General features: G+C 62.4%; 22 protein-coding genes and 1 pseudogene. 12 read left to right on the top strand and 11 right to left on the bottom strand.

What is annotated here, in order from left to right; genetic code table 11:
- Positions 1–10: 10 nt before the first annotated feature.
- Together IVB28_RS11305 and IVB28_RS11300 are read left to right on the top strand one after the other, a co-directional pair.
- Complete coding sequence (locus IVB28_RS11305) at positions 11–622, top strand: PilZ domain-containing protein (protein ID WP_094895511.1); 612 nt, start codon at positions 11–13, stop codon at positions 620–622.
- A gap of 330 nt (positions 623–952) precedes the next feature.
- Complete coding sequence (locus IVB28_RS11300; RefSeq protein ID WP_247526213.1) at positions 953–1576, top strand: transglutaminase-like cysteine peptidase; 624 nt, start codon at positions 953–955, stop codon at positions 1574–1576.
- Between the two features lie 118 nt (positions 1577–1694).
- Here the strand turns inward: IVB28_RS11300 and IVB28_RS11295 are convergent, their stop codons facing one another.
- Positions 1695–3449: a CYTH and CHAD domain-containing protein gene (locus IVB28_RS11295; protein WP_247526211.1), complete on the bottom strand. Its 1755-nt coding sequence runs from the start codon at positions 3447–3449 to the stop codon at positions 1695–1697.
- Positions 3450–3690: 241 nt separating this feature from the next.
- On the bottom strand, positions 3691–4398 hold the full coding sequence (locus IVB28_RS11290; protein WP_247526209.1) for a GntR family transcriptional regulator: 708 nt from the start codon (positions 4396–4398) through the stop codon (positions 3691–3693).
- Between the two features lie 253 nt (positions 4399–4651).
- On the opposite strand from IVB28_RS11290, the gene IVB28_RS11285 reads away from it, so the two are divergent.
- From IVB28_RS11285 to IVB28_RS11260, 6 genes are all read left to right on the top strand, one after another.
- On the top strand, positions 4652–5638 hold the full coding sequence (locus IVB28_RS11285) for an ABC transporter ATP-binding protein (RefSeq protein ID WP_247526208.1): 987 nt from the start codon (positions 4652–4654) through the stop codon (positions 5636–5638).
- 42 nt (positions 5639–5680) lie between these two features.
- Positions 5681–6970 (top strand): PotD/PotF family extracellular solute-binding protein, encoded by a 1290-nt coding sequence (locus tag IVB28_RS11280; protein WP_247526207.1) that lies wholly within the window; start codon positions 5681–5683, stop codon positions 6968–6970.
- Entirely contained in the window at positions 6970–7929 is a 960-nt protein-coding gene (locus IVB28_RS11275) for an ABC transporter permease (protein WP_247526206.1), read from the top strand. The genes IVB28_RS11280 and IVB28_RS11275 overlap by 1 nt, the downstream gene beginning before the upstream one ends.
- A 3-nt stretch (positions 7930–7932) precedes the next feature.
- Positions 7933–8811, top strand: a complete 879-nt coding sequence (locus tag IVB28_RS11270) for an ABC transporter permease (RefSeq protein WP_247526205.1) — start codon at positions 7933–7935, stop codon at positions 8809–8811.
- Between the two features lie 21 nt (positions 8812–8832).
- Positions 8833–9564 (top strand): aspartate/glutamate racemase family protein, encoded by a 732-nt coding sequence (locus IVB28_RS11265; protein ID WP_247526204.1) that lies wholly within the window; start codon positions 8833–8835, stop codon positions 9562–9564.
- Positions 9565–9741: 177 nt separating this feature from the next.
- The gene (locus IVB28_RS11260; protein ID WP_247526203.1) at positions 9742–10236 is read left to right on the top strand and encodes a hypothetical protein; all 495 of its coding nucleotides are present in this window, start codon (positions 9742–9744) and stop codon (positions 10234–10236) included.
- A gap of 174 nt (positions 10237–10410) precedes the next feature.
- Here the strand turns inward: IVB28_RS11260 and IVB28_RS11255 are convergent, their stop codons facing one another.
- A complete protein-coding gene (locus tag IVB28_RS11255; RefSeq protein WP_247526202.1) occupies positions 10411–10740 on the bottom strand; it encodes a hypothetical protein in 330 nt (109 codons plus the stop codon).
- A gap of 103 nt (positions 10741–10843) precedes the next feature.
- A complete protein-coding gene (locus IVB28_RS11250) occupies positions 10844–11161 on the bottom strand; it encodes a hypothetical protein (protein WP_247526201.1) in 318 nt (105 codons plus the stop codon).
- Positions 11162–11255: 94 nt separating this feature from the next.
- Between IVB28_RS11250 and IVB28_RS11245 the strand changes: the two genes are divergently transcribed.
- Positions 11256–11420, top strand: a complete 165-nt coding sequence (locus tag IVB28_RS11245) for a hypothetical protein (RefSeq protein ID WP_247526200.1) — start codon at positions 11256–11258, stop codon at positions 11418–11420.
- 209 nt (positions 11421–11629) lie between these two features.
- Here IVB28_RS11245 and IVB28_RS11240 read toward each other — a convergent pair whose 3' ends face one another.
- Both IVB28_RS11240 and IVB28_RS11235 read right to left on the bottom strand, forming a co-directional pair.
- Positions 11630–12160 (bottom strand): gamma carbonic anhydrase family protein, encoded by a 531-nt coding sequence (locus IVB28_RS11240; protein WP_247526199.1) that lies wholly within the window; start codon positions 12158–12160, stop codon positions 11630–11632.
- An 85-nt stretch (positions 12161–12245) separates the two neighbouring features.
- Positions 12246–12575, bottom strand: coding sequence for a hypothetical protein (locus IVB28_RS11235; protein ID WP_247526198.1), 330 nt, complete (start codon positions 12573–12575; stop codon positions 12246–12248).
- Between the two features lie 224 nt (positions 12576–12799).
- Between IVB28_RS11235 and IVB28_RS11230 the strand changes: the two genes are divergently transcribed.
- The gene (locus IVB28_RS11230) at positions 12800–13507 is read left to right on the top strand and encodes a hypothetical protein (RefSeq protein WP_247526197.1); all 708 of its coding nucleotides are present in this window, start codon (positions 12800–12802) and stop codon (positions 13505–13507) included.
- A gap of 293 nt (positions 13508–13800) precedes the next feature.
- Positions 13801–14385: a DUF1349 domain-containing protein gene (locus IVB28_RS11225; RefSeq protein WP_247526196.1), complete on the top strand. Its 585-nt coding sequence runs from the start codon at positions 13801–13803 to the stop codon at positions 14383–14385.
- 219 nt (positions 14386–14604) lie between these two features.
- On the opposite strand, the gene IVB28_RS11220 is transcribed toward IVB28_RS11225, so the two are convergent.
- Complete coding sequence (locus IVB28_RS11220) at positions 14605–14823, bottom strand: DUF3126 family protein (RefSeq protein WP_007602550.1); 219 nt, start codon at positions 14821–14823, stop codon at positions 14605–14607.
- Between the two features lie 151 nt (positions 14824–14974).
- Complete coding sequence (cysE, locus tag IVB28_RS11215; RefSeq protein ID WP_247526195.1) at positions 14975–15799, bottom strand: serine O-acetyltransferase; 825 nt, start codon at positions 15797–15799, stop codon at positions 14975–14977.
- 290 nt (positions 15800–16089) lie between these two features.
- Between cysE and IVB28_RS11210 the strand changes: the two genes are divergently transcribed.
- Positions 16090–17448 carry a hypothetical protein gene (locus IVB28_RS11210; RefSeq protein WP_247526194.1) on the top strand — a complete coding sequence of 453 codons (1359 nt, stop codon included), beginning with the start codon at positions 16090–16092 and terminating at the stop codon, positions 17446–17448.
- A 384-nt stretch (positions 17449–17832) separates the two neighbouring features.
- Here the strand turns inward: IVB28_RS11210 and IVB28_RS11205 are convergent, their stop codons facing one another.
- From IVB28_RS11205 to IVB28_RS11195, 3 genes and pseudogenes are all read right to left on the bottom strand, one after another.
- Positions 17833–19443: a serine hydrolase gene (locus IVB28_RS11205; protein ID WP_247526193.1), complete on the bottom strand. Its 1611-nt coding sequence runs from the start codon at positions 19441–19443 to the stop codon at positions 17833–17835.
- A 674-nt stretch (positions 19444–20117) separates the two neighbouring features.
- Positions 20118–21088 (bottom strand): annotated as a pseudogene (locus IVB28_RS11200) (cysteine synthase A).
- Between the two features lie 362 nt (positions 21089–21450).
- Positions 21451–21870, bottom strand: coding sequence for a nuclear transport factor 2 family protein (locus tag IVB28_RS11195; RefSeq protein WP_247526192.1), 420 nt, complete (start codon positions 21868–21870; stop codon positions 21451–21453).
- Positions 21871–21926 lie beyond the last annotated feature (56 nt).

Raw genomic sequence — 21926 nt, 5'->3', positions numbered from 1 at the left:
GGTGTTGAAAATGGCGTTGGCGAACAAAAAATTTCTTCCGGCCGCCGAAGAGCGTCGGCGTTTCCAGCGGGTGAAAGTGCACCTGCTCGGCCGCTACATGCTGCCCGACCGCCGCGAATTCCCCTGCCAGGTGATCAACATGTCGCCGGGCGGGCTGGCACTGCTGGCCCCCGGCATCGGCAATGTCGGCGACCGCGTGGTCGCCTATCTCGACCATATCGGCCGGGTCGAAGGCAAGATCACCCGCATCATCGACAACGGCTTCGCCATGACGGTCGGTGCCACGCCCCGCAAGCGTGACAAGCTCGCGGCACAGCTGACCTGGCTCGCCAACCGCGACATCCTCAATTTGCCCGAGGACCGCCGCCACGACCGTATCGTGCCGCGCAACCCGATCGCGGTGCTGACGCTCGAGGACGGCACCAAGATGACCTGCCGCATCATCGACCTGTCCTTGTCCGGTGCTGCCATTGCGGCGGAGAACCGGCCGCCGCTGAAGTCGACGGTTTTGCTCGGCCGGGTCCAGGGCCGCGTGGTCCGAAACCTCGAAGACGGCTTCGCCCTGGAGTTCGTCCACGCGCAGCCGATCGAAACACTCGAAGAGAGCGTTACCGCGCGGTAAAGCGCGACGACGTCAAAACCACTGTATTTCCAGCCCTAGAGGCGGCCTCCGCGATGCGGACGCCGCCTTTTTCGTGCGTGGTGACGGGTCCCACGCCGGTTAACGCGCAGCCGGTTTGCGCCCGGAAATCGTGTTCCGCCAGCGTCTGCGCGTTAACAGATAAAATTTGAATCAATTGCAGCCATTTCAAATTTTATGAGAATTCGATTCAAGTATAGATCGAATTCGCCGCGCCTTTTACTTGTATTCGTCTCGACTTGACTTGGCTGACTTAGCGGCAACTCAAAAGCTCCGTGCGAAATGTGGTCCCAACAAGAAACGGGGGCCGCAATGTTTGATTTCAGGGGACAGGGGAAGGGATTGGCGCTCGCCGCCATGCTCTTCGGGATCGGCGCGACAGCGCAGGCCGGCGAAGGCCGTCTGCTCTACGCGAGCCTCGGTGACACCACGCGTGCGCCGATCGGCTGGGTCGAGTTCTGTGCGGACAATACCGCGCAGTGCCAGGGCGCACCGGCGCAGCCGCGCGACATCGTGATGTCGCAGGCCGCATGGCGCGACCTCGTCAAGGTCAATCGCTGGGTCAATGAGACCGTCAAGCCTTTGACCGACCAGGAGCACTGGGGCGTGATCGAGAAATGGTCGCTGCCGACCGACGGCTACGGCGATTGTGAAGACTACGTGCTGTTGAAGCGCAAGATGCTGATCGATGCCGGATGGCCGCGCCAGGCCCTGCTCATCACCGTCGTGCGCGACAAGAAGGGCGAAGGACACGCGGTACTGACGGTGAAGACCGACAAAGGCGAGTTCGTTCTCGACAATCAGAACGAGAACGTCGTTGCCTGGACCGAGACCGGCTACCGCTTCGTCAAGCGCCAGTCGCAGAGCGATCCCAACGTCTGGGTCTCGCTCGGCGATACCAGGCCGGCGGTCTCCACCGCCAGCGCAAAAGATTAGCAACGATACAAGGAGTTACGCGACCCGGTCACATCCCCACCCCTCCCCGTCCCAGACCGGTTCGCGCGCGCCCAGCCATCCCCCAATGGCTGGGCGCAACTTTTTTGGGGATGCGCGATCAGTCCTGCTGCGTCTGCCGCGCCCACGGCACACGCGCGCCGGTAAAATCGCGCCAGGTGCTTCGCAAGACCGGCTGCACGCCGACGGATGCACGCGCCTGCCAGCCGGCAATCGCCGCCGCGGCAATCGCGCTGCCGGGCTCGGCATCGAGCCTCTCGAGCAGTGAGGCCGTGACCGCCATGTCGTTGAACGCGCCGAGCTCCTCCTGCAGATCGGCAAGCCGGCGCGAGAAGCGCCGCGTGGACTTGCGGTCCTCATACAGCGGCAGCAGGAATTCGCCGAGATAGCGCAGCCGCTTGGTCGCGAGCCGAACCCTATGCAGCTCGTCGATCGTGAGCGACTTGAAGCGGCGGCCGCGCTTGAGCACCTTCGCGTGCTGCTCCGACAGGATGCGCTGGGCGAAATTGACGGCGGGCTCGGCGAGCTGGCCGAGATCTTCGGCGGCAACATCGTCGCGCCATCCCCGCGTCTGGATCCAGTGACCGAGGCCGATCAGGAACAGGGCGCAGCGGCGATCATCGAGCGCGCGCTGCGCCCTGCGATAGGCCTCGGACTGGCCCCTCGCTGCCGCCCGGTCGAGCGCATCGAAGCCGGTGACCGCGGGACAGGCTTTTGCGATCGTCGGCAAGGTCTCGAGCCGGAATACATCCCAATCGCGCGCGGCGGACAACTCTCGCGCCAGCCATTTTGCCTCCGACCGCAGTGCATCGAGATTGTTGAGCGCGCCGACCGATCGCATCAGATCGAGCGCCGATCTCAGCCGGCGCAGCGAGACACGCAGCTGATGCACGCCTTCCGGATTGCGGCCGTCCTCGGCCGCCGGCCGCGCCTGCAGCAGATGAAGCAAGCAGGAGCGCAGGATCGCCGCGAAGGCTTCGTCGAGCGTCACCGACGGATCGAGGCGAAGTTTTCGCGGACGACGCGCCCCCGGCGCCAGATCGGCAGCAAGGTCGAAGCCGCGCGCGGACTTGCTGCGGATCGACGGCTTCACCGCCCCCTGCTCCGCAAGCAGCAAGGCGACCTCGTAAATCGTGCTCGCGCTGCCGCTCTTGAGTTCGAGCTCGATTTCGCTCACCGGCAGCGAGCGGTCGCCGGCCGTCAGCTCGCCCTGGTCGAACGCGACTTCAACCGTGCCGGTCGGCAAGTCGATCATCCGCGCATGGCGATGGATGTCGGCGGTAAAGACGGCTTCGAGCGGATGCGCTTCGAGGGAGCCGCGAAGCTTCTCCGGAAGGAAGGGCATCGCCAGAGCGAGATCGGGCGCAAGCGACGGCACCTTCGCCTCCCACTCGCCACGGCGCAGCGGATCGTCAGCAACCTCGGTCTTCAGGGTCTGCACGAAGCGCGCGCCGCTCTGGCGAACACGCAGGCTGAGGCCATTGCGCCGGAGTGTGCGTTCGGGCGTGTCGTAGTACACCGACTTGAGATGTTTTCGCGAGCCTTTGTTGCGCGCGTGCGCCGCGATGACCGGCGCGGCGTGGAAATGCGCCATACGCTCGGGATCGACGACGAGCTTGAGTTCGATTTCACTGGCGGGCCGTGGGGCGGTGACCAACTGAGCCGGCGCGGGGGTTGCGTATTGCGACGGCGTCTGATCGATCACAGCGCCCTCGACCTTCGCGGGTTTCGCGCCCTCCTCACCTTGCCTCAGGAAGCGGGCGGCCACTTGCGTTCTCTTGTTGTCCTTTGGAGCAGGATTCCTGTTCGGCGCGCTCCGGGTCTTGCGGGCCGCCGTTGCATCTGACTTTAGCATTTACGGTACATGACAATTCGAGGCAGAGCGACAGCATATAGCCGGTGTAGCTCGCCAGGAATAGTCGCGTTAAGCCGCACCGCTGTTGACTGGTCCGGCGGTTCCGCCATTGGGTAGCGGCACAGGCAATCACAAGGAGCTGCCATGACGTCGTTCCGTCCCGTCATCGCGTTATCCAGGGGTCTCGAAGTCCTGCGGGTGATCAACCAGGAACGGCAGCAAAGCGAGCGCCTCGTTGAACTCACGCGCCGAGCACATCCGCGAGCCGCAGCTCGTCGGTGGCGGGGTCCTTCAGGAACAGCTCGGCCTCGATCTCGTCCAAATGCGACAGCATCTGCGCGCGCGCGGCCTCTCTGTCGCGCTTGCGGATCGCGGCGACGATGCCGGCGTGATGATCGGTGCCGCAGGCCGGCGTGTCGTGGCGGCGGTAGAGCAGGATGATCAGCGAGGAGCGCGCGATCAGCTCCTTGAGGAAACCGAGATAAATGCTGTGGCCGCTCATCTCGGCAATGAGCCGGTGAAACTCGCCGGAGAGCCGCACCGAGGCGCGCGCGTCGCCGCGCAGCTCGGCCTCGCGTTCCTCGGCAAGATGCCGCTGGAGACGATCGAGCCAGGCCGGCGACACTGCCTCGCAGGCGTGATCGACGATCGTGGGCTCGATCAGGCGGCGCGCCTCGAACACCTCGCGGGCATCCGCAGGCGTCGGGCGCGCGACAAAGGCACCACGGTTCTTCTCGATGTTGACGATGCCCTCATGCGCGAGCTGCTGGAGCGCAGTGCGAACCAGCGTGCGGCTCGCGCCGTAGATCTCGCCGATCTCGTCCTCGCCGAGTTTCGTGCCCGGCAGCAGGCGATGCTCGAGGATCGCCGCGGTCACACCCTCCCGGATGCGGCTGACGCGATCGCTCGCATCTGGCGCGTCGGATTTGGGGCGGGGCTTGGCGGCCATGGGTGTGGGAGCTCATCGGCAACGTTCGAATGTGAATGGTAGTCGACGAGCTGTATCCAATCACAGGCGAAACTTTATACAATCTTCGCCCGTTTTGTGTGCAGAGACTGCGCACGGGGCGGGCAGAACGGATGTACCGGATTCGATCTAACGATCTGACTCCGCTGCACAGTTTCGGAATTTTGCTAGCACGGAGGCGATTGGCACGGACCTTGCGGAGAGAGCGGCAGCACCGCCCCACGTTGGACACGCCATGGCCACTCCCGCCGCTCTCGAACTGGTCGCCGTCACCAAGCGCTATGACACGACGCTGGCGGTCGACACCGTCAATCTGAAGATCCCAGCCGGCACCTATTGCTGCCTGCTTGGCCCGTCCGGCTGCGGCAAGACCACGACCCTGCGAATGATCGCGGGCCACGAGGCGGTCAGCCAGGGCGACATCATCCTCGGCGCGCAGAACGTCACCGACCTGCCGCCGGCCGAGCGCGGCACGGCGATGATGTTCCAGTCTTACGCGCTGTTTCCGCATCTGAGCGTGCTCGACAACGTCGCCTTCGCCTTGAAGATGCGCGGCATCGACAAGCCGACGCGCCACAAGCGCGCCGGCGAATTGCTGGAGCTGGTGGCGATGAGCCCCTATGCGGGCCGGCTGCCGGCGCAGCTCTCCGGCGGCCAGCAGCAGCGCGTCGCGCTCGCTCGCGCGTTGATCACCGAGCCGCAGATCCTCCTGCTCGACGAGCCGCTGTCCGCGCTCGATCCGTTCCTGCGGGTGAGGATGCGCGGTGAACTCAAGCGGCTTCAGCGCGAACTTGGTATCAGCTTCATCCAGGTCACCCATGGCCAGGAGGAGGCGATGGCGCTCGCCGACCACATCGTGGTGATGAACCACGGCCGGATCGAGCAGCAGGGCACAGCCCGCGACATCTTCCACCATCCCCGGACCGAATTCGTGGCGCGCTTCATCGGCGGCCACAACGTGCTCAGCGACGCCGGCAAGCTCATCGCCGTGCGCGCCGATCAACTCGGCATCGCGCCGTTCACCAGTGCTGCGTGCGGTGCGCCCGCGCTGCTGACCCAGACCGAGTACCAGGGCTCCTATGTCGCCGTCTCGCTCACGCTCGACGACGGCACGACCCTGTTCTCCCACGTTCCCGAAGCCACCTTCGACGTCCACCCGTTCCGTCCGGGCGATCGTGTGATGGCCATCTGGGATCCCGCCAAGGCGCAACGCCTGCAATAGCGCCGAACGATCACTGGAATGCGCAACAGAGGAGTGAGCGAAATGACCGAGACGACCAGGAAGACCGGCGTCAGCCGCCGCACGCTATTAAAGGGCACCGCGGGTTTGGCCGGCCTTGCCGCCGGCTCCGGCGCGATCACCGGCTTTCCCTACGTGAAATCGGCTGAGACCAAGGTGCTGCGCTATCTCGGCACCGCCGTGAACGAGGGCGACGACATCTCGAAACAGTGCCTGAAGGACATCGGCATCAAGATCGAATACATCACCGCGACCACCGATGACGTCACCAAGCGCGTGATGACCCAGCCGAACTCCTTCGACGTGCTGGACACCGAATATTTCTCGCTGAAGAAGATCGTGCCGTCGGGCAATATCCTTGCGCTCGATGCCAGGAAGATCAAGGAGTTCGACAACATCACGCCGGTCTTCACCAAGGGCGAGACGCCCGGCGGCAAGAAGATCGGCGGCCAGGGCACCGCGCCCTGGAAGGTGCTCTATCTCGAAGGCAAGGACTCCAAGAAGTTCGCGACCTCGGCGACCGAATTCGTCACGCTGATCCCGACCGTCTACAACGCCGACACGCTCGGCATCCGTCCCGATTTGATCAAGCGGCCGATCAGTTCGTGGTCGGAGCTGCTCAATCCCGATTTCAAGGGCAAGGCCTCGATCCTCAACATCCCCTCGATCGGCATCATGGACGCCGCGATGGTCGTGGAAGCCTCCGGCAAGTACAAATACGCCGACAAGGGCAACATGACCAAGGAAGAGATCGATCTCACCATGAAGGTGATGACCGAGGCGAAGAAGGCCGGCCAGTTCCGCGCGTTCTGGAAGGACTTCAACGAGAGCGTCAACCTGATGGCCTCGGGCGAGACCGTGATCCAGTCGATGTGGTCGCCGGCCGTGACGAAGGTCCGCTCGATGGGCATCGCCTGCACCTTCCAGCCGCTGAAGGAAGGCTATCGCTCCTGGGCCTCCGGCTTCTGCGTCTCCAAGGGCGTGTCGGGTGCGAAGCTCGAATGGGCCTACGAGTTCGTCAACTGGTTTCTATCAGGTTATGCCGGCGCCTATCTCAACCGCCAGGGCTACTACTCCGCCGTGCTTTCGACCGCGAAGGCGCACATGGAGCCCTACGAGTGGGCCTACTGGATGGAAGGCAAGCCGGCCGAGAAGGACATCAAGGCGCCCGACGGCTCGCTGCTCGAGAAGGCCGGCGCGGTGCGCGACGGCGGCTCCTACGAGGACCGCATGGGCGGCGTCGCTTGCTGGAACGCGGTGATGGACGAGAACGACTACATGGTCCGCAAGTGGAATGAGTTCATCGCGGCGTAATGGACATGTCGGAAGAAGTCCTGCAACAGGCGTCCCCGGGCTTGATCCCGGGGTCGGGCACAGCGCGCGCCGTAAAACCGACGCGCCTGTCGCCGTCCTTAATCTCCTGGCTCCAGGCCGGGCCGATGATGCTGGTGTTTCTCGCCTTCTTCCTGATCCCGCTGGTGTTCGTCGTCATCGTCTCGTTCTGGGACTACAACGAATACCAGTTGCTGCCGGCCTTCTCCGGCCGTGGCTACACCGACACGTTCGAGGGCTGCATCGCGCAGCTCCCCGAGCTATGCACGATCGGCAAGACCTATCTGAAGACGCTAAAACTCTGCTTCCTGGTCTGGGCGAGCACGCTGTTCATCGGCTTCTGGGTCGCCTACTTCCTCGCATTCCACGTCAGGTCCAAGACCTGGCAGATGGGCTTGTCGCTGCTGTGCACGATCCCGTTCTGGACCTCCAACGTGATCCGCATGATCGCCTGGATCCCGCTGCTCGGGCGCAACGGGCTGGTGAATTCCGGCCTCGTCAAGACCGGGCTGATCAACCATCCGATCGAATGGCTGCTGTTCTCCGAATTCTCCGTGGTGCTGGCACTGGTCCACCTCTTCACCTTCTTCATGGTGGTGCCGATCTTCAATTCGATGGTGCGTATCGACAAATCGCTGATCGAGGCGGCCTATGACGCCGGCGCCACCGGCTTCCAGACGCTGGTCAACGTCATCATTCCGCTGGCAAAACCCGGCATCGTGATCGGCTCGATCTTCGTCATCACCATCGTGATGGGCGATTTCATCACCATCGGGGTGATGGGCGGCCAACAGATCGCCGCGGCCGGCAAGATCATCGAGACGCGCGTGAACGCGCTGCAGTTCCCTGCGGCGGCAGCCAACGCCGTGATCCTGCTCGTCATCACCTTCCTGATCATCTCCATGATGTCGCGTATCGTCGACATCAAGAAGGAGCTCTAGAGCATGAAGGAAGGACGCCCGCGGTCTTTCTACGTGCTCGCGATCTTCTTCGCGGCCTATGTGCTGTTTCTCTACGGTCCGATGATCGCGATCTACGTGCTGTCATTCCAGGGACCGCAGGGCGGCCTCACCTTCCCGATGAACGGCGTGTCGACCTTCTGGATCGCGAAACTGTTCCAGGGCACCGGCATCGTCGATCTCGGCGCCGCCTTCCGCCGCTCGCTGCTGCTCGGCATCATCGTGATGAGTGTCACCGTCGTGCTCTCGGTCGCCGCCGGCATGGCCTTCCGCAGGAGGTTCAGGGCGCAAAGCGTTTTGTTTTACTCGGCGATCGCAAGCCTGATCGTGCCCTCGATCATCACTTCGCTCGGCATCTCGCTTGAATTCCGCATCATCGACGACCTGATCAAAGCGCATTGGAACGAGAATTTCGAGACCTCGATGGGCCTGCTCACCTCCGGGCTCGGCGCGCACCTGACCTGGACGCTGCCGTTCGGCCTGCTCATCATGTTCGCGATCTTCAACCGCTTCGACCCGAGGCTCGAGGAAGCCGCGCGGGACCTCGGTGCGACGCCGTGGCAGGCCTTCCGTCATGTCGTGCTGCCGATCATCCTGCCCTCGGTGATCGGCATCGGACTGTTCGGATTCACGCTGTCCTGGGACGAGCTCGCCCGCTCCAGCCAGGCGATCGGGGCGGTGAATACGCTGCCGCTGGATCTGCAGGGTCTCACCACCACCGTGACGAACCCTGACATCTATGCGCTCGGCACCGTGATCTCGGCAGTCTCGTTCACGGTGATCACGCTTGCGCTTGGCACCATCCACATGCTCAACAAGCGGCAGGCAGCCAAGGGCTCGGACGCCGGCAAAGGGCTTGTCTGACAAGGGACTTGTCTGATCGAGATGCGACTGCACATCGTCAATCCCAACACCACCACATCCATGACGGCGAAGATCGCCGCCGCCGCGCGCAGCATCGCCCTGCCCGGCACCGTGGTCGACGCGCGCCAGCCGACGATGGGCCCGGTCTCGATCGAGGGATTTTACGACGAAGCCTTCGCCGTCCCCGGCATGCTCGGCTGCATCCGCGAGGCTGATCGCGACGGTGTGGATGCGCACATCATCGCCTGCTTCGACGATACCGGCCTCGACGCCGCGCGCGCGGTCGCAAGGGTGCCGGTGATCGGCATCGGCGAAGCCGGCTTCCACATGGCGAGCCTGGTCGCTGCGCGCTTTGCCGTGGTGACGACGCTCGGTGTCTCCATCGTGCCGATCGCACATAACTTGCGGAAATACGGCCTCGCCGAGCGTTGCGCCTGCGTCCGCGCCGCCGAGGTGCCGGTGCTGGCGCTCGAGGAGCGCAGCACGGAGGCGCTCGCGAAGATCTCCGCGGAGATCACGGCCGCGATCCGTGACGAGCGCGCAGAAGCCATCGTGCTCGGCTGCGCCGGCATGGCCGATCTCGCCAGCGAGCTCGCCGCCACGCACGGCCTGCCCGTGATCGACGGCGTCGCTGCGGCGGTGACGCTGGCGGAATCACTGGTGCGGCTGGGTCTGAAGACCTCCCGGCTCGGCCCCTATGCCGCGCCGCGCTCGAAGACCTATTCCGGGCCGTTTTCGTCGTTTCAGCCCTGAACATGCTCCTCTCGGGGCATTCGGAGGCCGCAAGGCCGGCTGATGGCTGGTTTTTTGGCCCTTAGCCTCTTTTTGGTCCCATTCCTTGTCGAAACGTAACGTTTTCGGGACGCCCCGGCTGCCTCAGGGCTGCCGCTCTTCGCCACTCACCAAGTTTCAATTTGGGTTTTGTCAGCGATGATCGATCTCGCAGAGGACACACGGTCCAATCCCCTTCTCCGTCTCGGCGCCCAGCCCATCGCGCTGACGGCCGCAGCACTCCTGCTCCTGATCGCAGGGGTCACCTCGATCGCGATCTGGCGGGCCACCACCGGCGCGGCACCCGAGACCGACAGGGTGGTGGCATCGCGGCAGCTCCAGGCGCGGACCGCCCAGGCGTCCGAGCAGCTCGTCGAGAAGACCAAGGGGCTGGAGGCGACCCAGCAGGAATCGATCGACCAGCTCCAGGTGGTGCAGGATCAGCTCCTGACCATGAAGCGGCTGATGGCGGCGCAGCAGGCCGACACCAAGCGTCTGTCCGAGCAGGTCGCATCGCTGAACGAGTCCATCGACGGCCTGCGGCAATCATTTGCCAGCGCGCGAGCAACCGAGGCGGAACCGCCGGCAGTTACCCGCAGGAAACCGGCGCGGCATCGCGTCCACGCCAGCGCGCGCAAGCGCTCGCGCGGCTAGCCTGCTGCCAAACGGCGGACTTTATTTTCGCCACTTGTGAACTGGATCACATTCGTCCGTATGATTCCACGCGATGCTTGCCGTTACCGGATGGCGTGAGCCGATTTCAATGTCCGGGGCTGGCAAGGTCGTTGACGGTATACTGCGTCAACGACCTTGTTTTTTACTGGTACGCTATTCGCAGACATCCACACGGCGGGTACGCCAGCCTGCCGGCGTCATGACGCGCTTTCGCGCGACGTAGCAGCCGCCATAACCATCGTTGTAGCCGGTACCATAATAGTAGGGATCGCCGTAGGAGGAGCCGGAGCCGTAATAAGCGCCGTAATAGCCGGCGCCGGTGAAACCCGCCCCGATCGCGAGACCTGGCCAGAACCCGCCGCCATGCCAATGGCCACCATGGCCCCAGCCGCCATGTCCGAACCCCCGCGCCTGGGCCACTTGCGGCGCCAACAGCCCGACTGCCGCGGCGGCCAGCACCACCATCATCATCCTGCGCAACATCACTCGATCCTCCGCGTGGACACGCTCCACACTTCAAAGCAGGACCAAGCTGACGTCACTTGGGCATCCCGGAAAGTCAGCTGCCTCACTTCCGCGCGAGCATTCAGCAGCCGCGGCAGATGCTCTTGAGCTTCTTGTCGAGCATGCGACTTTCGGCGTTGACGGCGGCATCAGTCCCGCCGCCCGTGCCGCTGCCAGCGGTCACTCCGGCGCCTGCGCCCGATGACTGAGCCGTCCCGAGGCCGTTGGTGCCGGGCGGAGGGGCCGGCGAGTTGGCGACACCTCCAGTCGACCTCGCAGGGCCTCCGGTCGATCCGGCAGAACCGCCGGTCGCCTGCGCGAAGGCGACGGCGGGCATCGCGGCGAGCACGAAGATCAGGATCATGGTCTTGATCGAGGCGGTTGCAGGCGATCCGGCCATCGGAATTCTCCTTTGCCGGTCAACAGCGGCGACGAAGTCCAGTTCCGGAACAATTGCCGTCACATCAGCTTGAAAGCCGAGGAGGCAAATCACCATGACCGATCGCGATCCTTTTGCAGAGGGCGAACGTGCCGCGCGCGAGACCATTCCGGCAGAAGCCAATCCGTACCAGAACGGCAGCGACGAGCATGCGCTGTGGGCCGCCGGCCACGAGAAGGTCGCAGGCGCGATCGAAGCGAGCGAGTCCGAGGGCAGCTGATGCGCCGCTTCGGATAGCGCGCATGATGGCGCAAAGCATGATCCGGAAAAGTGCGCAGCGGTTTTCCGAAAGGATCATGCTTAAACAACGACCTAAAGCGCGATGGCGATTCATCCTAATCGCATCGCGCTTTAGCGGAGGATTGAAGCACCCGCGGATGCTTTTACAGTCCAGAACCAGATGCCGGCTGCGCACGGCCTGCGTGCATTTCAGTCGATCCGTTTCAGGCCCTTCTTGAACCGTGGTCCGTTGGCGACATAGAATTTGGCGGCGCTGCCCATCTTCTGGACCTGGGCGTCGTCCAGCGTGCGGATCACGCGCGCGGGGGAGCCGATGATCAGCGAGCGTTCGGGGAACTCCTTGCCCTCGGTGATGACCGAGCCGGCACCGACGATGCTGTTGCGGCCAATCCTGGCGCCGTTCATCACGATCGAACCCATGCCGACAAGGGCGCCGTCCTCGATGGTGCAGCCGTGCAGGATGACGTTGTGGCCGACGGTGCAGTTCCTGCCGATGACGAGGGGAAAACCGAGATCGGTGTGGCAGGTCGAGCCGTCCTGCACATTGGCGCCCTCGCCGATCTCGATCCACTCATTGTCGCCGCGCAGCACGGCGCCAAACCAGACGCTCGCACCCGGCTTCAGGCGCACGCGGCCAATCACGGTGGCGGTCTCGGCGATGAAATAATTGCCGTCGGCGGGAAGATCGGGCGCCTGCCCGTCGAGCTCGTAGATCGCCATGGAGGTCTCCTGTCGCGTCGACCTCAGCCATAGCGAAACGGCGGCGAAGAGGCAAAGGCCGCCGCGCCGGCCGTCCTGCCGGACGTCAGCCCAGAACGCCGGCCGCGCGCAGCGTCATCAGGAAGAAGGTCCCGCTCATCATGCTCCAGAAGCCGGCGATGACAGTCGCCATCATCACGAACTCGGCACGGCGGCTTTCCACGCGCATGCCGCGGAGCGTGTTGCGCATAATGATGAAAGGCGCGGCGAAAACCAGGAACGGCACCGCCGCGAAGGTCTTCGGCGCCACGCCGTCCTGCAACAGGCCAAAGCCGGCGGGCCGCTGCGCCAGCGCCTGGTATCCGTTCACGAGCGCGCCCGCGAGCGCGAAACCAATGCATATCGAGAAGAAGGTATTGAGAGCTTCAGGTGTCATCGGAACGGTCCGCCCTTACGCAACGCCACCGCCTTCCTGTGACAAATCGTGCTGGTTAACGCTACATTATCCTTAAGGGAAGGTTAACACGGCTGTCCCTCCCACGCAGGGCCGTCCCCGCTCCCCGCAGCCGGGAACGCTCCGCGAAATCGCCGCCACATGGCATATTCGCCGCTGATTCGTCGGCCACCGGCCGACACTTCCGGCTCGACTTACGCTAGCTCATGACGATGTTTTCGGCAGCTCCCTTGAGGTCTCCCCGTACGCGCACCCGGACGCATGTCGTCCCGATCGTGCTCGGCGGCATCGCGGCGGCATGCGCGGTCGCGCTCGTCGCCTATTTGTTGTGGCCGACCTGGGGCACCCGCGGCGCGAACGCTCCGGACAAGCTGCCGGTGAGCGTCGGCGGCACGTTGTTCAACGTGCCGACGACCGCGATCCGCATGAAGATCCAGCGGCACTCCGGACCGCAGGAGCGCATCGACCTCGACTTCCTCTATCCCTCCCTGGAGCCGCCGGGCACGCCGAAGCACGTCACCGTCGACACGGTGGAGACGGCGGTGCAAGCGATCGACCGCATCTTCCTGTCGATCGCGGCCCATCACGACGCGCTCTCGCCCGAGCAGCGAACCGCCACGATCTATCCGCGGTATCTCGACCAGGCGACGGCCATGCCGCAGGACGGGCTGACGATGCGGATGTTCCGCAGCGACACGCCCTATGGCAGCGAAGACCTCTATTCCGCCGCAAGCCCGGCGCTGACCGCGCGCTGCACCCGCGATGCGGCGACGCCAGGCATGTGCCTCTCCGAGCGCCGGGTCGGCGGCGCCGACCTCACCTTCCGCTTCCCGCGCAGCTGGCTGTCGCAATGGCATGACGTGGCGGATGCGCTGGACAGGCTGACGGCGCAGCTGCGCGGCCCGAAGGGCTGAGCGGCCCGGTTCTGTGCTTAAGCCAAGCCCTGGACTCTTACGGGCAGCCCGTCGAGCCGCCACGTGATCTGCCCGTCGATTTAGCGTGGGTTCCTTGTCATGCAGGCACCATGCTGATGCACGCGAACAATGGAGGCGACGATCAAGGCTCCCAGTTTAGTAATTTGAATCCCAGGCAGCCGGCCCAACGCAACAATCCCATGTCAGCCAAGTTAGCTTTTCGTCTCATGCACGACGCTGTGCTTGTCCGACTCACGGACCGAACCGGCAGGCATCCGCGACCGAGGTCAGATATGATTCTCCGCAGACGTGACGGTGTGTGGCTGAATGAACCGCAGCGATGGGCAGCAGAGGGTGATGATCTGCGGATAGTCACGGATAAATCCACCGATTTCTGGCGCGAAACCCATTACGGCTTCGATCGCGATAGCGGGCATTTCCTGGGCTTTCCGACAGGCGAAGCATTCACCGCAGATTTGCGTGTTCAGGGCGATTTCCGAGCGCTCTACGATCAGGCGGGGATCATGGTGCGCGTTGACGCGCATCACTGGGTCAAGGCCGGAATCGAACTCTCGGATGGCCGCGCGATGCTCGCGAGCGTGCTGACAAACGGGCGATCAGACTGGGCGACAGCACCTTATGAGCATAATGCCAGCGACTTCCGGGTTCGCGCAACCGTCGCCAACGGTGTACTTCGTCTGCAGGTTTCGGCTGACGGCAAATCCTGGCCCCTCATGCGGCTGGCGCCCTTTCCGAAAGCAAACGCTTACCTCGTGGGACCGATGGCCTGCACCCCCGAACGGGCGGGGCTAAAAGTCGTATTCTCGACGTTTCGTCTGACACCGCCGCTTGGAAAAGACCTGCACGACCTGAGCTGAGCATTTCCCGGTGGTGTCGAGCGGACGCGTCTAGGGTAGATCGAATTACCATCACGGTACGCATCTTGCCGACGAACTCGAGCTCCTCGACCGGCCGCCAGCAACGGGAGGCGTAATAGCGTGGCAACATACTGCCGCGGCGCGGCTACGCATTCTTACAAGGAAGTAAACGCACGGAGCCGCGTCCGCACGGCCCCGTCGAACGGCACGATTACCGAACTACTCCTGATCGACGAGATCGTCCTCGAGAATCGCCATCTGGAATTGGAACGAGCGATCGTCGTCCTCGTCGTCGACGAACAGCACGCCGATGAACTCTTCACCGATATAGACCTCGGCGGAATCGTCCTTCTTCGGCCGCGGCACGACGCGGATCTTGGGATTGCCGAATACGCGCTTCAGATATGCATCGAGCTTTCTGACTTCTTTGACGTCCACGGCAAGTCTCCAATCGAAATCTGGTTGGCCGGGTTTTAGGACGAGACGCGACGAACCGCCAGCATGAATTGCCAAAGAATTCGGGGATCGAAAGGGCCGGAAGATCCGGCCCCTTTTTCAGCGTCAAAGCCGGGTCTCAAAGCCCCATGTCTTACAGTCCCATGGCGTTGATCATCTGATCCATGGTGCGTGACGGCTCGGCACAGCCGGCCTCGCCGACGATCTTGGCAGGAACGCCCGCGACCGTGACGTTGTGCGGCACGGGCTTGACCACGACCGAGCCGGCGGCGATGCGCGCGCAATGGCCGATCTCGATATTGCCGAGAATTTTTGCGCCGGCGCCGATCAGCACGCCATGACGGATCTTCGGATGACGGTCCTCGTTCTCCTTGCCGGTGCCGCCGAGCGTGACGCCGTGCAGGATCGAGACATCGTCCTCGATGAGGGCGGTCTCGCCGCAGACGAAGCCGGTGGCGTGGTCGAGGAAGATGCCACGCCCGATGCGGGCGGCCGGATTGATGTCGGTCTGGAACACCGCCGAGGCGCGGCTCTGGAGATAATACGCGAAATCCTTGCGGCCCTTCAGATAGAGCCAGTGCGCGAGGCGATGGGTCTGGATCGCGTGAAAGCCCTTGAAGTAGAGCAAGGGATCGATGAAACGCGAGGTCGCGGGATCGCGGTCGTAGACGGCAACAAGATCGGCGCGGAAGGCGTTGCCGAGATCGGGATCGTCGCGCAGCGCCTCGTCATAGGTCTGGCGCACGAGGTCGCCCGACATCGCGGAGTGATCGAGCCGGTCGGCGACGCGGTGGATCACCGAGTCTTCAAGGCGGCTGTGATGCAGCACCGTCGAATAGATGAAGGTCGCAAGCTCGGGCTCGCGATGGACGATGTCCTCCGCTTCGCCCCGGATCCGCTCCCAGATCGGATCGAGCGATGCGAGCTTTCCTCCCGGATTGACCTGATGCACTGCCATGGATTTGCTCTCTGGGATTTGCTCTTTCGAATGGGCTCGTCTTATCGGCTCTATAGCATAGTCTAGGGGACAAAGTCCTGACGGGCTTGCCTGAGAGTGAACAGCACCTTGCCCCGCCAAAGCATACCAAGACATTGAAACACAACGATTTCTTCTGAAGCCCCCAAGCGGCAAGTTGGCTCAAAGTGGTCAGACTTCTGCCAAATTCAAGCCGGGCGGCGTCAAACTATTGGTGAATTCTCTGCCGACCGTTATTGGCGGCATGGTCGCAAGCGAGGACGGAAGCAGATTTGAGCATCACCACCGATCAATTGCGCGCGCGCGCCGCGGATACTTTTTGGCTGCGCCTGGCGGCGGTGACCCTGCCCCTTCTGATGATCGCGCCGGCGTTCTGGAACGGCTATCCGCTGTTGCAATGGGATACCGGCGGCTATCTGGCGCGCTGGTACGAGGGCTATCTCGTTCCCAGCCGCTCCACCGTGTTCGGCCTCTATCTGCACTATGGCGAGAGTTTTGGTTTCTGGATCAACCTCGCGGTCCAGTCGCTGGCGGCGCTGTGGCTGTTGCAGCTCACCCTTCGCGTGCTCTCGATGATGCAGACCTTCCGCTTCGTCGCGATCTGCCTCTGCCTGATCCTGTCGACCGCGCTGCCCTGGCTTGCCAGCATGCTGCTCACCGACATCTTTGCCGGCTTATCGGTGCTGTCGCTATTCCTCCTGACCGTCGGCGGAAGCCGGACCTCGATGCTGGAAAAGATCTCGCTGTTCGTCTTCACCGCCTTTGCCGCGGCAACCCACAGCGCCACGCTCGGCGTGCTGCTCGGTCTTTGCGCCGCAGGCTGGATGGCAAGGCCGTTTCTCGGCGCGCGCCTTCCGCTGGCCGGACTAACGCAGGCGAGCCTCACCATCGTCGTGGGCGGCCTGATGCTGGTCTCGGCGAATTATGCGCTGTCCGGCAAGTTGGCCTGGACGCCCGGCGGCTACGGCGTTGCTTTCGGCCGCATGATGCAGGATGGGATCGTCGCGCGCTACCTTAGCGATCATTGCCCGTGCGAGCGTTACAAGCTCTGTCCGTATCGCAATGAACTGCCGGCGACCGCCGACGAATTCCTGTGGGGCAAGAGCATGTTCAACACGCTCGGTCGCTTCGAAGGCATGAACGAGGAGATGGGCTACATCGTCGTGCAGTCGCTTAGGGATTATCCGGCCTGGCAGGCCGGCGCGGCGCTGCGGGCGATGGGCCGGCAATTGCTGCATGTCGCAACCGGCGAAGGCACCGATGGCTGGATCCCGCACACCCGCGGCATCATCGAGCGCTACATTCCCGCGCAGGCCGGGCCGATGCGCGCCGCGCGGCAGCAGAATTGGCAGCTCGACTTCGCCGCGATCAACTGGCTGCACGTGCCGGTGGCGCTGGCCTCGATGCTGGCGCTGGTCGCGCTGCTCGGCCATGCGCTCGCGAGCCGCCGGCTGGACGATTTGACGCTGCTGGCGGCGACGGTGACGCTGGCGCTGCTCGGCAACGCCTTCATCTGCGGCGTGATCTCGGGCCCGCACGACCGCTACGGCGCGCGGATGGTGTGGGTTGCGACCTTCGTGGTGCTGATCGCGCTGGCGCGGCGGTTTGGGGACGACAGCAAAGCGGGGTGAGGTTGGGTGAAGCGTCGTCGGGCTTGGTTTCGTCCGAGCAGCGATCGCTTTCATCGAAAAGGAAGACTCAGAACTGGCTTGGCATCAAAAGCGCATCCGCCTCGGCAAAGAATTAGAGTCCGACAACAGCCCTTGGCGGACTCCAGGCGCTCTCGAGGGCCCGCTTGCACGTCTGCTCGTGACCCTGGCCGTGTAAAAACGCGAAGGATCGAAATTCGGCTAGAAATACATTCTTCAGCTCGTCGTCTAAGATGAAAGCGCTTGCGCAATTGAGCGCTACCATGGTTTGCCACCCCCCGGCGGACGTGTGCTGTCGGGCGGGCCACTCCGATCCCGGCCCAAGCACGCGTTTCCTGCCCGCATTCCGGGCAGCGCATTCGTAGATCATTGCGACGACTTCGAGCCGATCGGATCGAGCGAGATCTTGTCGAATCGCAACTGCTTGACGCGGCCGGCATCGATCAACAACGTGTTGCACTTGCCATCGTCTGTGCAGGCGAACTTCAGATTTCCGATCGGAAAGCCCGTCGTGAACGCATCAGCCCCGACAGCCCGTAGATCAAGTGCTCCTCGCGGGTAATGCACCATCAGCACGGTCTTCTGAACGAACACGTCATAGATGACGCCAAGTTCTGCGCTGTAATAGTGACCCTCGTACGCTTTAAGCCGGTCTGCTGCAGGCTTGGTGATGGTGATCCGCTTCAGAGGAAGATTGGCGCCGTTTTGGTGCAGGACCGCGTTCTGAGCCGTTCCGCCTTGCGCGACTGCGTCGAAGACAACTTCGGCGGGAACCACCCTCAGGCGGAAAGCGGTGTCAGAGACCGCGTACATTGGAAATGATGGCTGGCCGGTCGCGCGCGTGACGAGATGGTCATTATCTTTGCTGATCGAAATGATGAATCCCGGTCTGAGTTCATAGTCGCCCACGTAGGCATCGAGGAGTTTGGGGTCGACAGTGACCTCCGGCTTGTCTTCAAGAGAGGGCTTCTCAGGCGCAGGCTTGAGCAACTCCTTGAGATAAATGTCAGCGATCCGGAACGAGAGCGCTGTGGGGTTAAGATCTCCCGCGTTTGCCAGTACCACGACCGAGAAATGCTGGTCTGGAAATCTGAGAATATTGGTCCGGTATGCGGCATCGCCGCCGGCATGCTCAACCGTCCTGAGCCCGCGATATCTTCCGATGGAGAGGCCCGACGCGTAATTGATATCCTTGCCGTTGTTGAGTTTGCCCTTCTGCTGCATTTCGGCGAGCAGCGCCAGGCCGCCGACTTCTCCGGTGTAGAAGTTCTCATCCCAGTGTGCCAGATCGCCGACCGTTGAAAACAGGCTTGACGGTCCGACTGTCGAATAGGTCAGCGCAATGTATTGGTATCTGCCGTCCGGCTGCCGCGCGTAGGAATAGGCCCGGTCCTTGACCACCCTGCCATATTTGTCCTGGAAGTGTGTATGAGACATACCGAGAGGGTCGAAGATGCGCTCCTTCGCGAACCCGGGCAGGGTTTTGCCTGATACTTGCTTCACTACCATCGCGAGTAGCGTGTAGCCGCTGTTGCTGTAGAGAAACTGATCGCCGGGTGCGAAGTTCAAGTCGGTTTGTTGAAACAGCAGGTGCGCGACATCATCCTCCGTGATCTCGTCATCTAGCCGCCAACCCGCGAGCGCCAGAAGATTCCACTGGTCTCGGACTCCGCTGGTGTGATGAAGCAATTGGCGAATTGTTATCGGAGTGCCGAAGTCGTGTAACCTCGGCACATATTTGCGAACGTCGTCATCCAGAGACAGTTTTCCTTCGTAAGCGAGCTGATAAATCGCGAAGGCAGTGAACTGCTTGGAGACCGATGCTAGGTGGAATACGGTTGCTGGCGTGTTGGGCACACCATGCTCCAGATTGGCTGCGCCGTAACCCTGGCTGTACATGATCTTGCCATCTTGAAGGACAGCGATGACTGCGCCCGGTGAATTCGGTTCAGCCCATCGAGCGAATAGCTGATCCACGGCACGCTCTCTGAGTCCGTTGCTTGATATCGCGGAGGACGAGGAGTCCGATTGAGCGCCGACGACAGTAGGTGTCGAAAGACACAGCGCCGCAAAACCCACCGTAAGAATCCTAGTGAGCATAACCGTTTCCTCAATTGACGATCAGAATCTTCCCGGCATAAAAGCAGTGCTTAGGTGCCGCGATGTTAGAAACTGGTGCGCAGTTAAGAGCCACTTGACCATTATCACGTCAATACACTCAGCACGGTGGTCGCCGCTCGGTCTAGTCGCGAGCGCCTTCGGCACTCGCGAAATGTCCACTCGGCAATTATGTATGGAATGGCTGCAAAAACAACCATAAGATGCGTTGCGGATCCGTCTGCTTAGGCCCTTCGCGATCTTACGTACCTCGCCCGCCATTTTCCGAAGTTGGGAGCGGCGCGGGCGTGACTGCCACGGTCGAAGTCGGCACTATTGACCCTGGCTCCGTAAGAACGCGAAAGCTCGAAACTCGGCTAGAATTACATTCTTCAGTTCGATCTCCAAGTTCAATGCGCTTGCGCGTTTGACCGCGAAGACGGTATCGAGCGAATAACTTGTCCTAGCGCCGCATAGCGTCCTGGCGTTTTCACACAGCCAAGACCCGGAACAGACATTGCGAAAGCACGGATGTGCAGCCCGATGGCGCGATGCTATTGCATCCAGCGTGGGGTGGGCAGATTTCTCTTGCGCAGGAAATCCGGGTTGAACAGCTTGGATTGATAGCGCTCCCCGCCGTCCGCGAGGATGGTCACGATGGTCTTGCCCGGACCGAGGTCGCGCGCGAGTCGCGTGGCTCCAACGATGTTGATGGCGCTCGACCCGCCGAGCACGAGTCCTTCATGCTCGATCAGGTCGAATAGAACGGGCAACGCTTCCTCGTCAGTGACCTGATACGCCGCGTCAATTGGCGTGCCTTCCAGGTTCCTTGTCACGCGCATTTGCCCTATGCCTTCAGTGATCGAGTCGCCTTCTGTCGTCAGGTCGCCCTTGGTGAACCAGTTGTAGAGCGCAGCCCCCATGGGATCGCTGAGTGCAATCCTGACGGCTGGATTTCGCTCCTTTAGCGCTCGCGCAACCCCGCCCAAAGTCCCGCCGCTGCCGACGGCACAAGTAAAGGCGTCGATTTTGCCGCCCGTTTGTTCCCAAATCTCAGGTCCTGTCGTGCGGTAGTGGCCTCGCGATTGGCGACGTTGTCGAACTGGTTAGCCCAGAACGCACCGAGTTCTTCGGCGAGCTGGCCGGAATAGCGAGCGTAATGACCGGGATTTGAATAGGGGACGGCGGGGACCAGTCGCAGGTCCGCACCACACAACCGCAACAGATCCTTCTTTTCCTGACTTTGCGTGTCGGGCATCACGATCACGCTTCGATAGCCGCGTGCATTGGCCACGAGCGCAATGCCGATGCCAACATTTCCGGCCGTGCCTTCAACAATGACACCGCCCGGCGCGAGTTTGCCGCTCTGCTCAGCATCATTGATCATGGCGAGCGCCGCGCGATCCTTGATCGAGCCACCAGGATTCAGAAATTCAGCCTTGCCGTAGATCTCGCAGCCTGTGGCCTCCGACGCCATTCGCAATCTGATCAATGGCGTATTGCCGATGGAGTCTACAAATCCCATTCGTACGCCGTTCATCGCCTGCTCACCTTCGCTGTCGCAACTTAGGCTGTTCAGCGGGCAATTCCGTTCTCTAGTTCAGGCGATTCAGGCAAAGACTTGGGCGCCCGGCCCGCCCGATCGGCAGTTTTATTCCTGAGCGGCGTTTCGTTTCAGCTCGTAATCCAACCCTGTCCATCAGGATGCTTGTCTCGGTGTCCGCTGTCGCGCGTCGTTGACAAGTTGGCGCGGAAGTCAGCTTTGACCAATCGCGTCGTTTCGCTGCGCTACCGATATTTGGGCGGGATCTGGTCGCCGTCCCAGTAGAGTGGAGATAGCGGGCGTGCTAGCGGCCAGACTCCGTCGCGAATGCCCAGGAACTATCGTCAATCCCGCTCAAATATCATCTGCCAGCCTTTCCGTGTGTCCATATATTCACGAACCTGCTTGATGCTGTCGCCCGAAACGACAAAGACGAAGCAATGGTCAATTTCATAGGGTTTGCCGCCCGGGAGAGTGGCTCGCATGCGCTCCTCTACCACCACAATGTCCCCGACCGCATGAATGCCGCGAAACGAGACGTCGATGTTCGAGAACAGACGATGCATTTCCAATGCAATGAAATTTGCGATCTGGTCGGGTCCAATCATGTGGTCGGTGTGCTTGAGAGCGACTGCCGTGGCATTTCCCGGCGGCGCTATCCATTCTGCATCCGCCGTAAATAATTCTGCGATCAGCCCGGCATCACGCGTTTTGAAGGTCTTCCAGGCGTTGATGACAACCTCTTTAGGATCTGTGAATTTCATTTTGCTTCTCGAGCCGTTCGGTGGGTTTAAGTCTCCCCGTATAAGGAGGTATCATC

It is taken from the genome of Bradyrhizobium sp. 199 (assembly GCF_023073355.1).
GTDB lineage: Bacteria > Pseudomonadota > Alphaproteobacteria > Rhizobiales > Xanthobacteraceae > Bradyrhizobium.
The sequence above is the reverse complement of the archived record's forward strand: the minus strand, read 5'-3'. Positions and strand labels throughout refer to the sequence as shown.

Bases quoted from the DNA above. Each gene is read 5' to 3' on its own strand.
- IVB28_RS11305 (WP_094895511.1), top strand. From the start codon at position 11: ATGGCGTTGGCGAACAAAAAATTTCTTCCGGCCGCCGAAGAGCGTCGG.
- IVB28_RS11300 (WP_247526213.1), top strand. From the start codon at position 953: ATGTTTGATTTCAGGGGACAGGGGAAGGGATTGGCGCTCGCCGCCATG.
- IVB28_RS11295 (WP_247526211.1), bottom strand. From the start codon at position 3,449: ATGCTAAAGTCAGATGCAACGGCGGCCCGCAAGACCCGGAGCGCGCCG.
- IVB28_RS11290 (WP_247526209.1), bottom strand. From the start codon at position 4,398: ATGGCCGCCAAGCCCCGCCCCAAATCCGACGCGCCAGATGCGAGCGAT.
- IVB28_RS11285 (WP_247526208.1), top strand. From the start codon at position 4,652: ATGGCCACTCCCGCCGCTCTCGAACTGGTCGCCGTCACCAAGCGCTAT.
- IVB28_RS11280 (WP_247526207.1), top strand. From the start codon at position 5,681: ATGACCGAGACGACCAGGAAGACCGGCGTCAGCCGCCGCACGCTATTA.
- IVB28_RS11275 (WP_247526206.1), top strand. From the start codon at position 6,970: ATGGACATGTCGGAAGAAGTCCTGCAACAGGCGTCCCCGGGCTTGATC.
- IVB28_RS11270 (WP_247526205.1), top strand. From the start codon at position 7,933: ATGAAGGAAGGACGCCCGCGGTCTTTCTACGTGCTCGCGATCTTCTTC.
- IVB28_RS11265 (WP_247526204.1), top strand. From the start codon at position 8,833: ATGCGACTGCACATCGTCAATCCCAACACCACCACATCCATGACGGCG.
- IVB28_RS11260 (WP_247526203.1), top strand. From the start codon at position 9,742: ATGATCGATCTCGCAGAGGACACACGGTCCAATCCCCTTCTCCGTCTC.
- IVB28_RS11255 (WP_247526202.1), bottom strand. From the start codon at position 10,740: ATGTTGCGCAGGATGATGATGGTGGTGCTGGCCGCCGCGGCAGTCGGG.
- IVB28_RS11250 (WP_247526201.1), bottom strand. From the start codon at position 11,161: ATGGCCGGATCGCCTGCAACCGCCTCGATCAAGACCATGATCCTGATC.
- IVB28_RS11245 (WP_247526200.1), top strand. From the start codon at position 11,256: ATGACCGATCGCGATCCTTTTGCAGAGGGCGAACGTGCCGCGCGCGAG.
- IVB28_RS11240 (WP_247526199.1), bottom strand. From the start codon at position 12,160: ATGGCGATCTACGAGCTCGACGGGCAGGCGCCCGATCTTCCCGCCGAC.
- IVB28_RS11235 (WP_247526198.1), bottom strand. From the start codon at position 12,575: ATGACACCTGAAGCTCTCAATACCTTCTTCTCGATATGCATTGGTTTC.
- IVB28_RS11230 (WP_247526197.1), top strand. From the start codon at position 12,800: ATGACGATGTTTTCGGCAGCTCCCTTGAGGTCTCCCCGTACGCGCACC.
- IVB28_RS11225 (WP_247526196.1), top strand. From the start codon at position 13,801: ATGATTCTCCGCAGACGTGACGGTGTGTGGCTGAATGAACCGCAGCGA.
- cysE (WP_247526195.1), bottom strand. From the start codon at position 15,799: ATGGCAGTGCATCAGGTCAATCCGGGAGGAAAGCTCGCATCGCTCGAT.
- IVB28_RS11195 (WP_247526192.1), bottom strand. From the start codon at position 21,870: ATGAAATTCACAGATCCTAAAGAGGTTGTCATCAACGCCTGGAAGACC.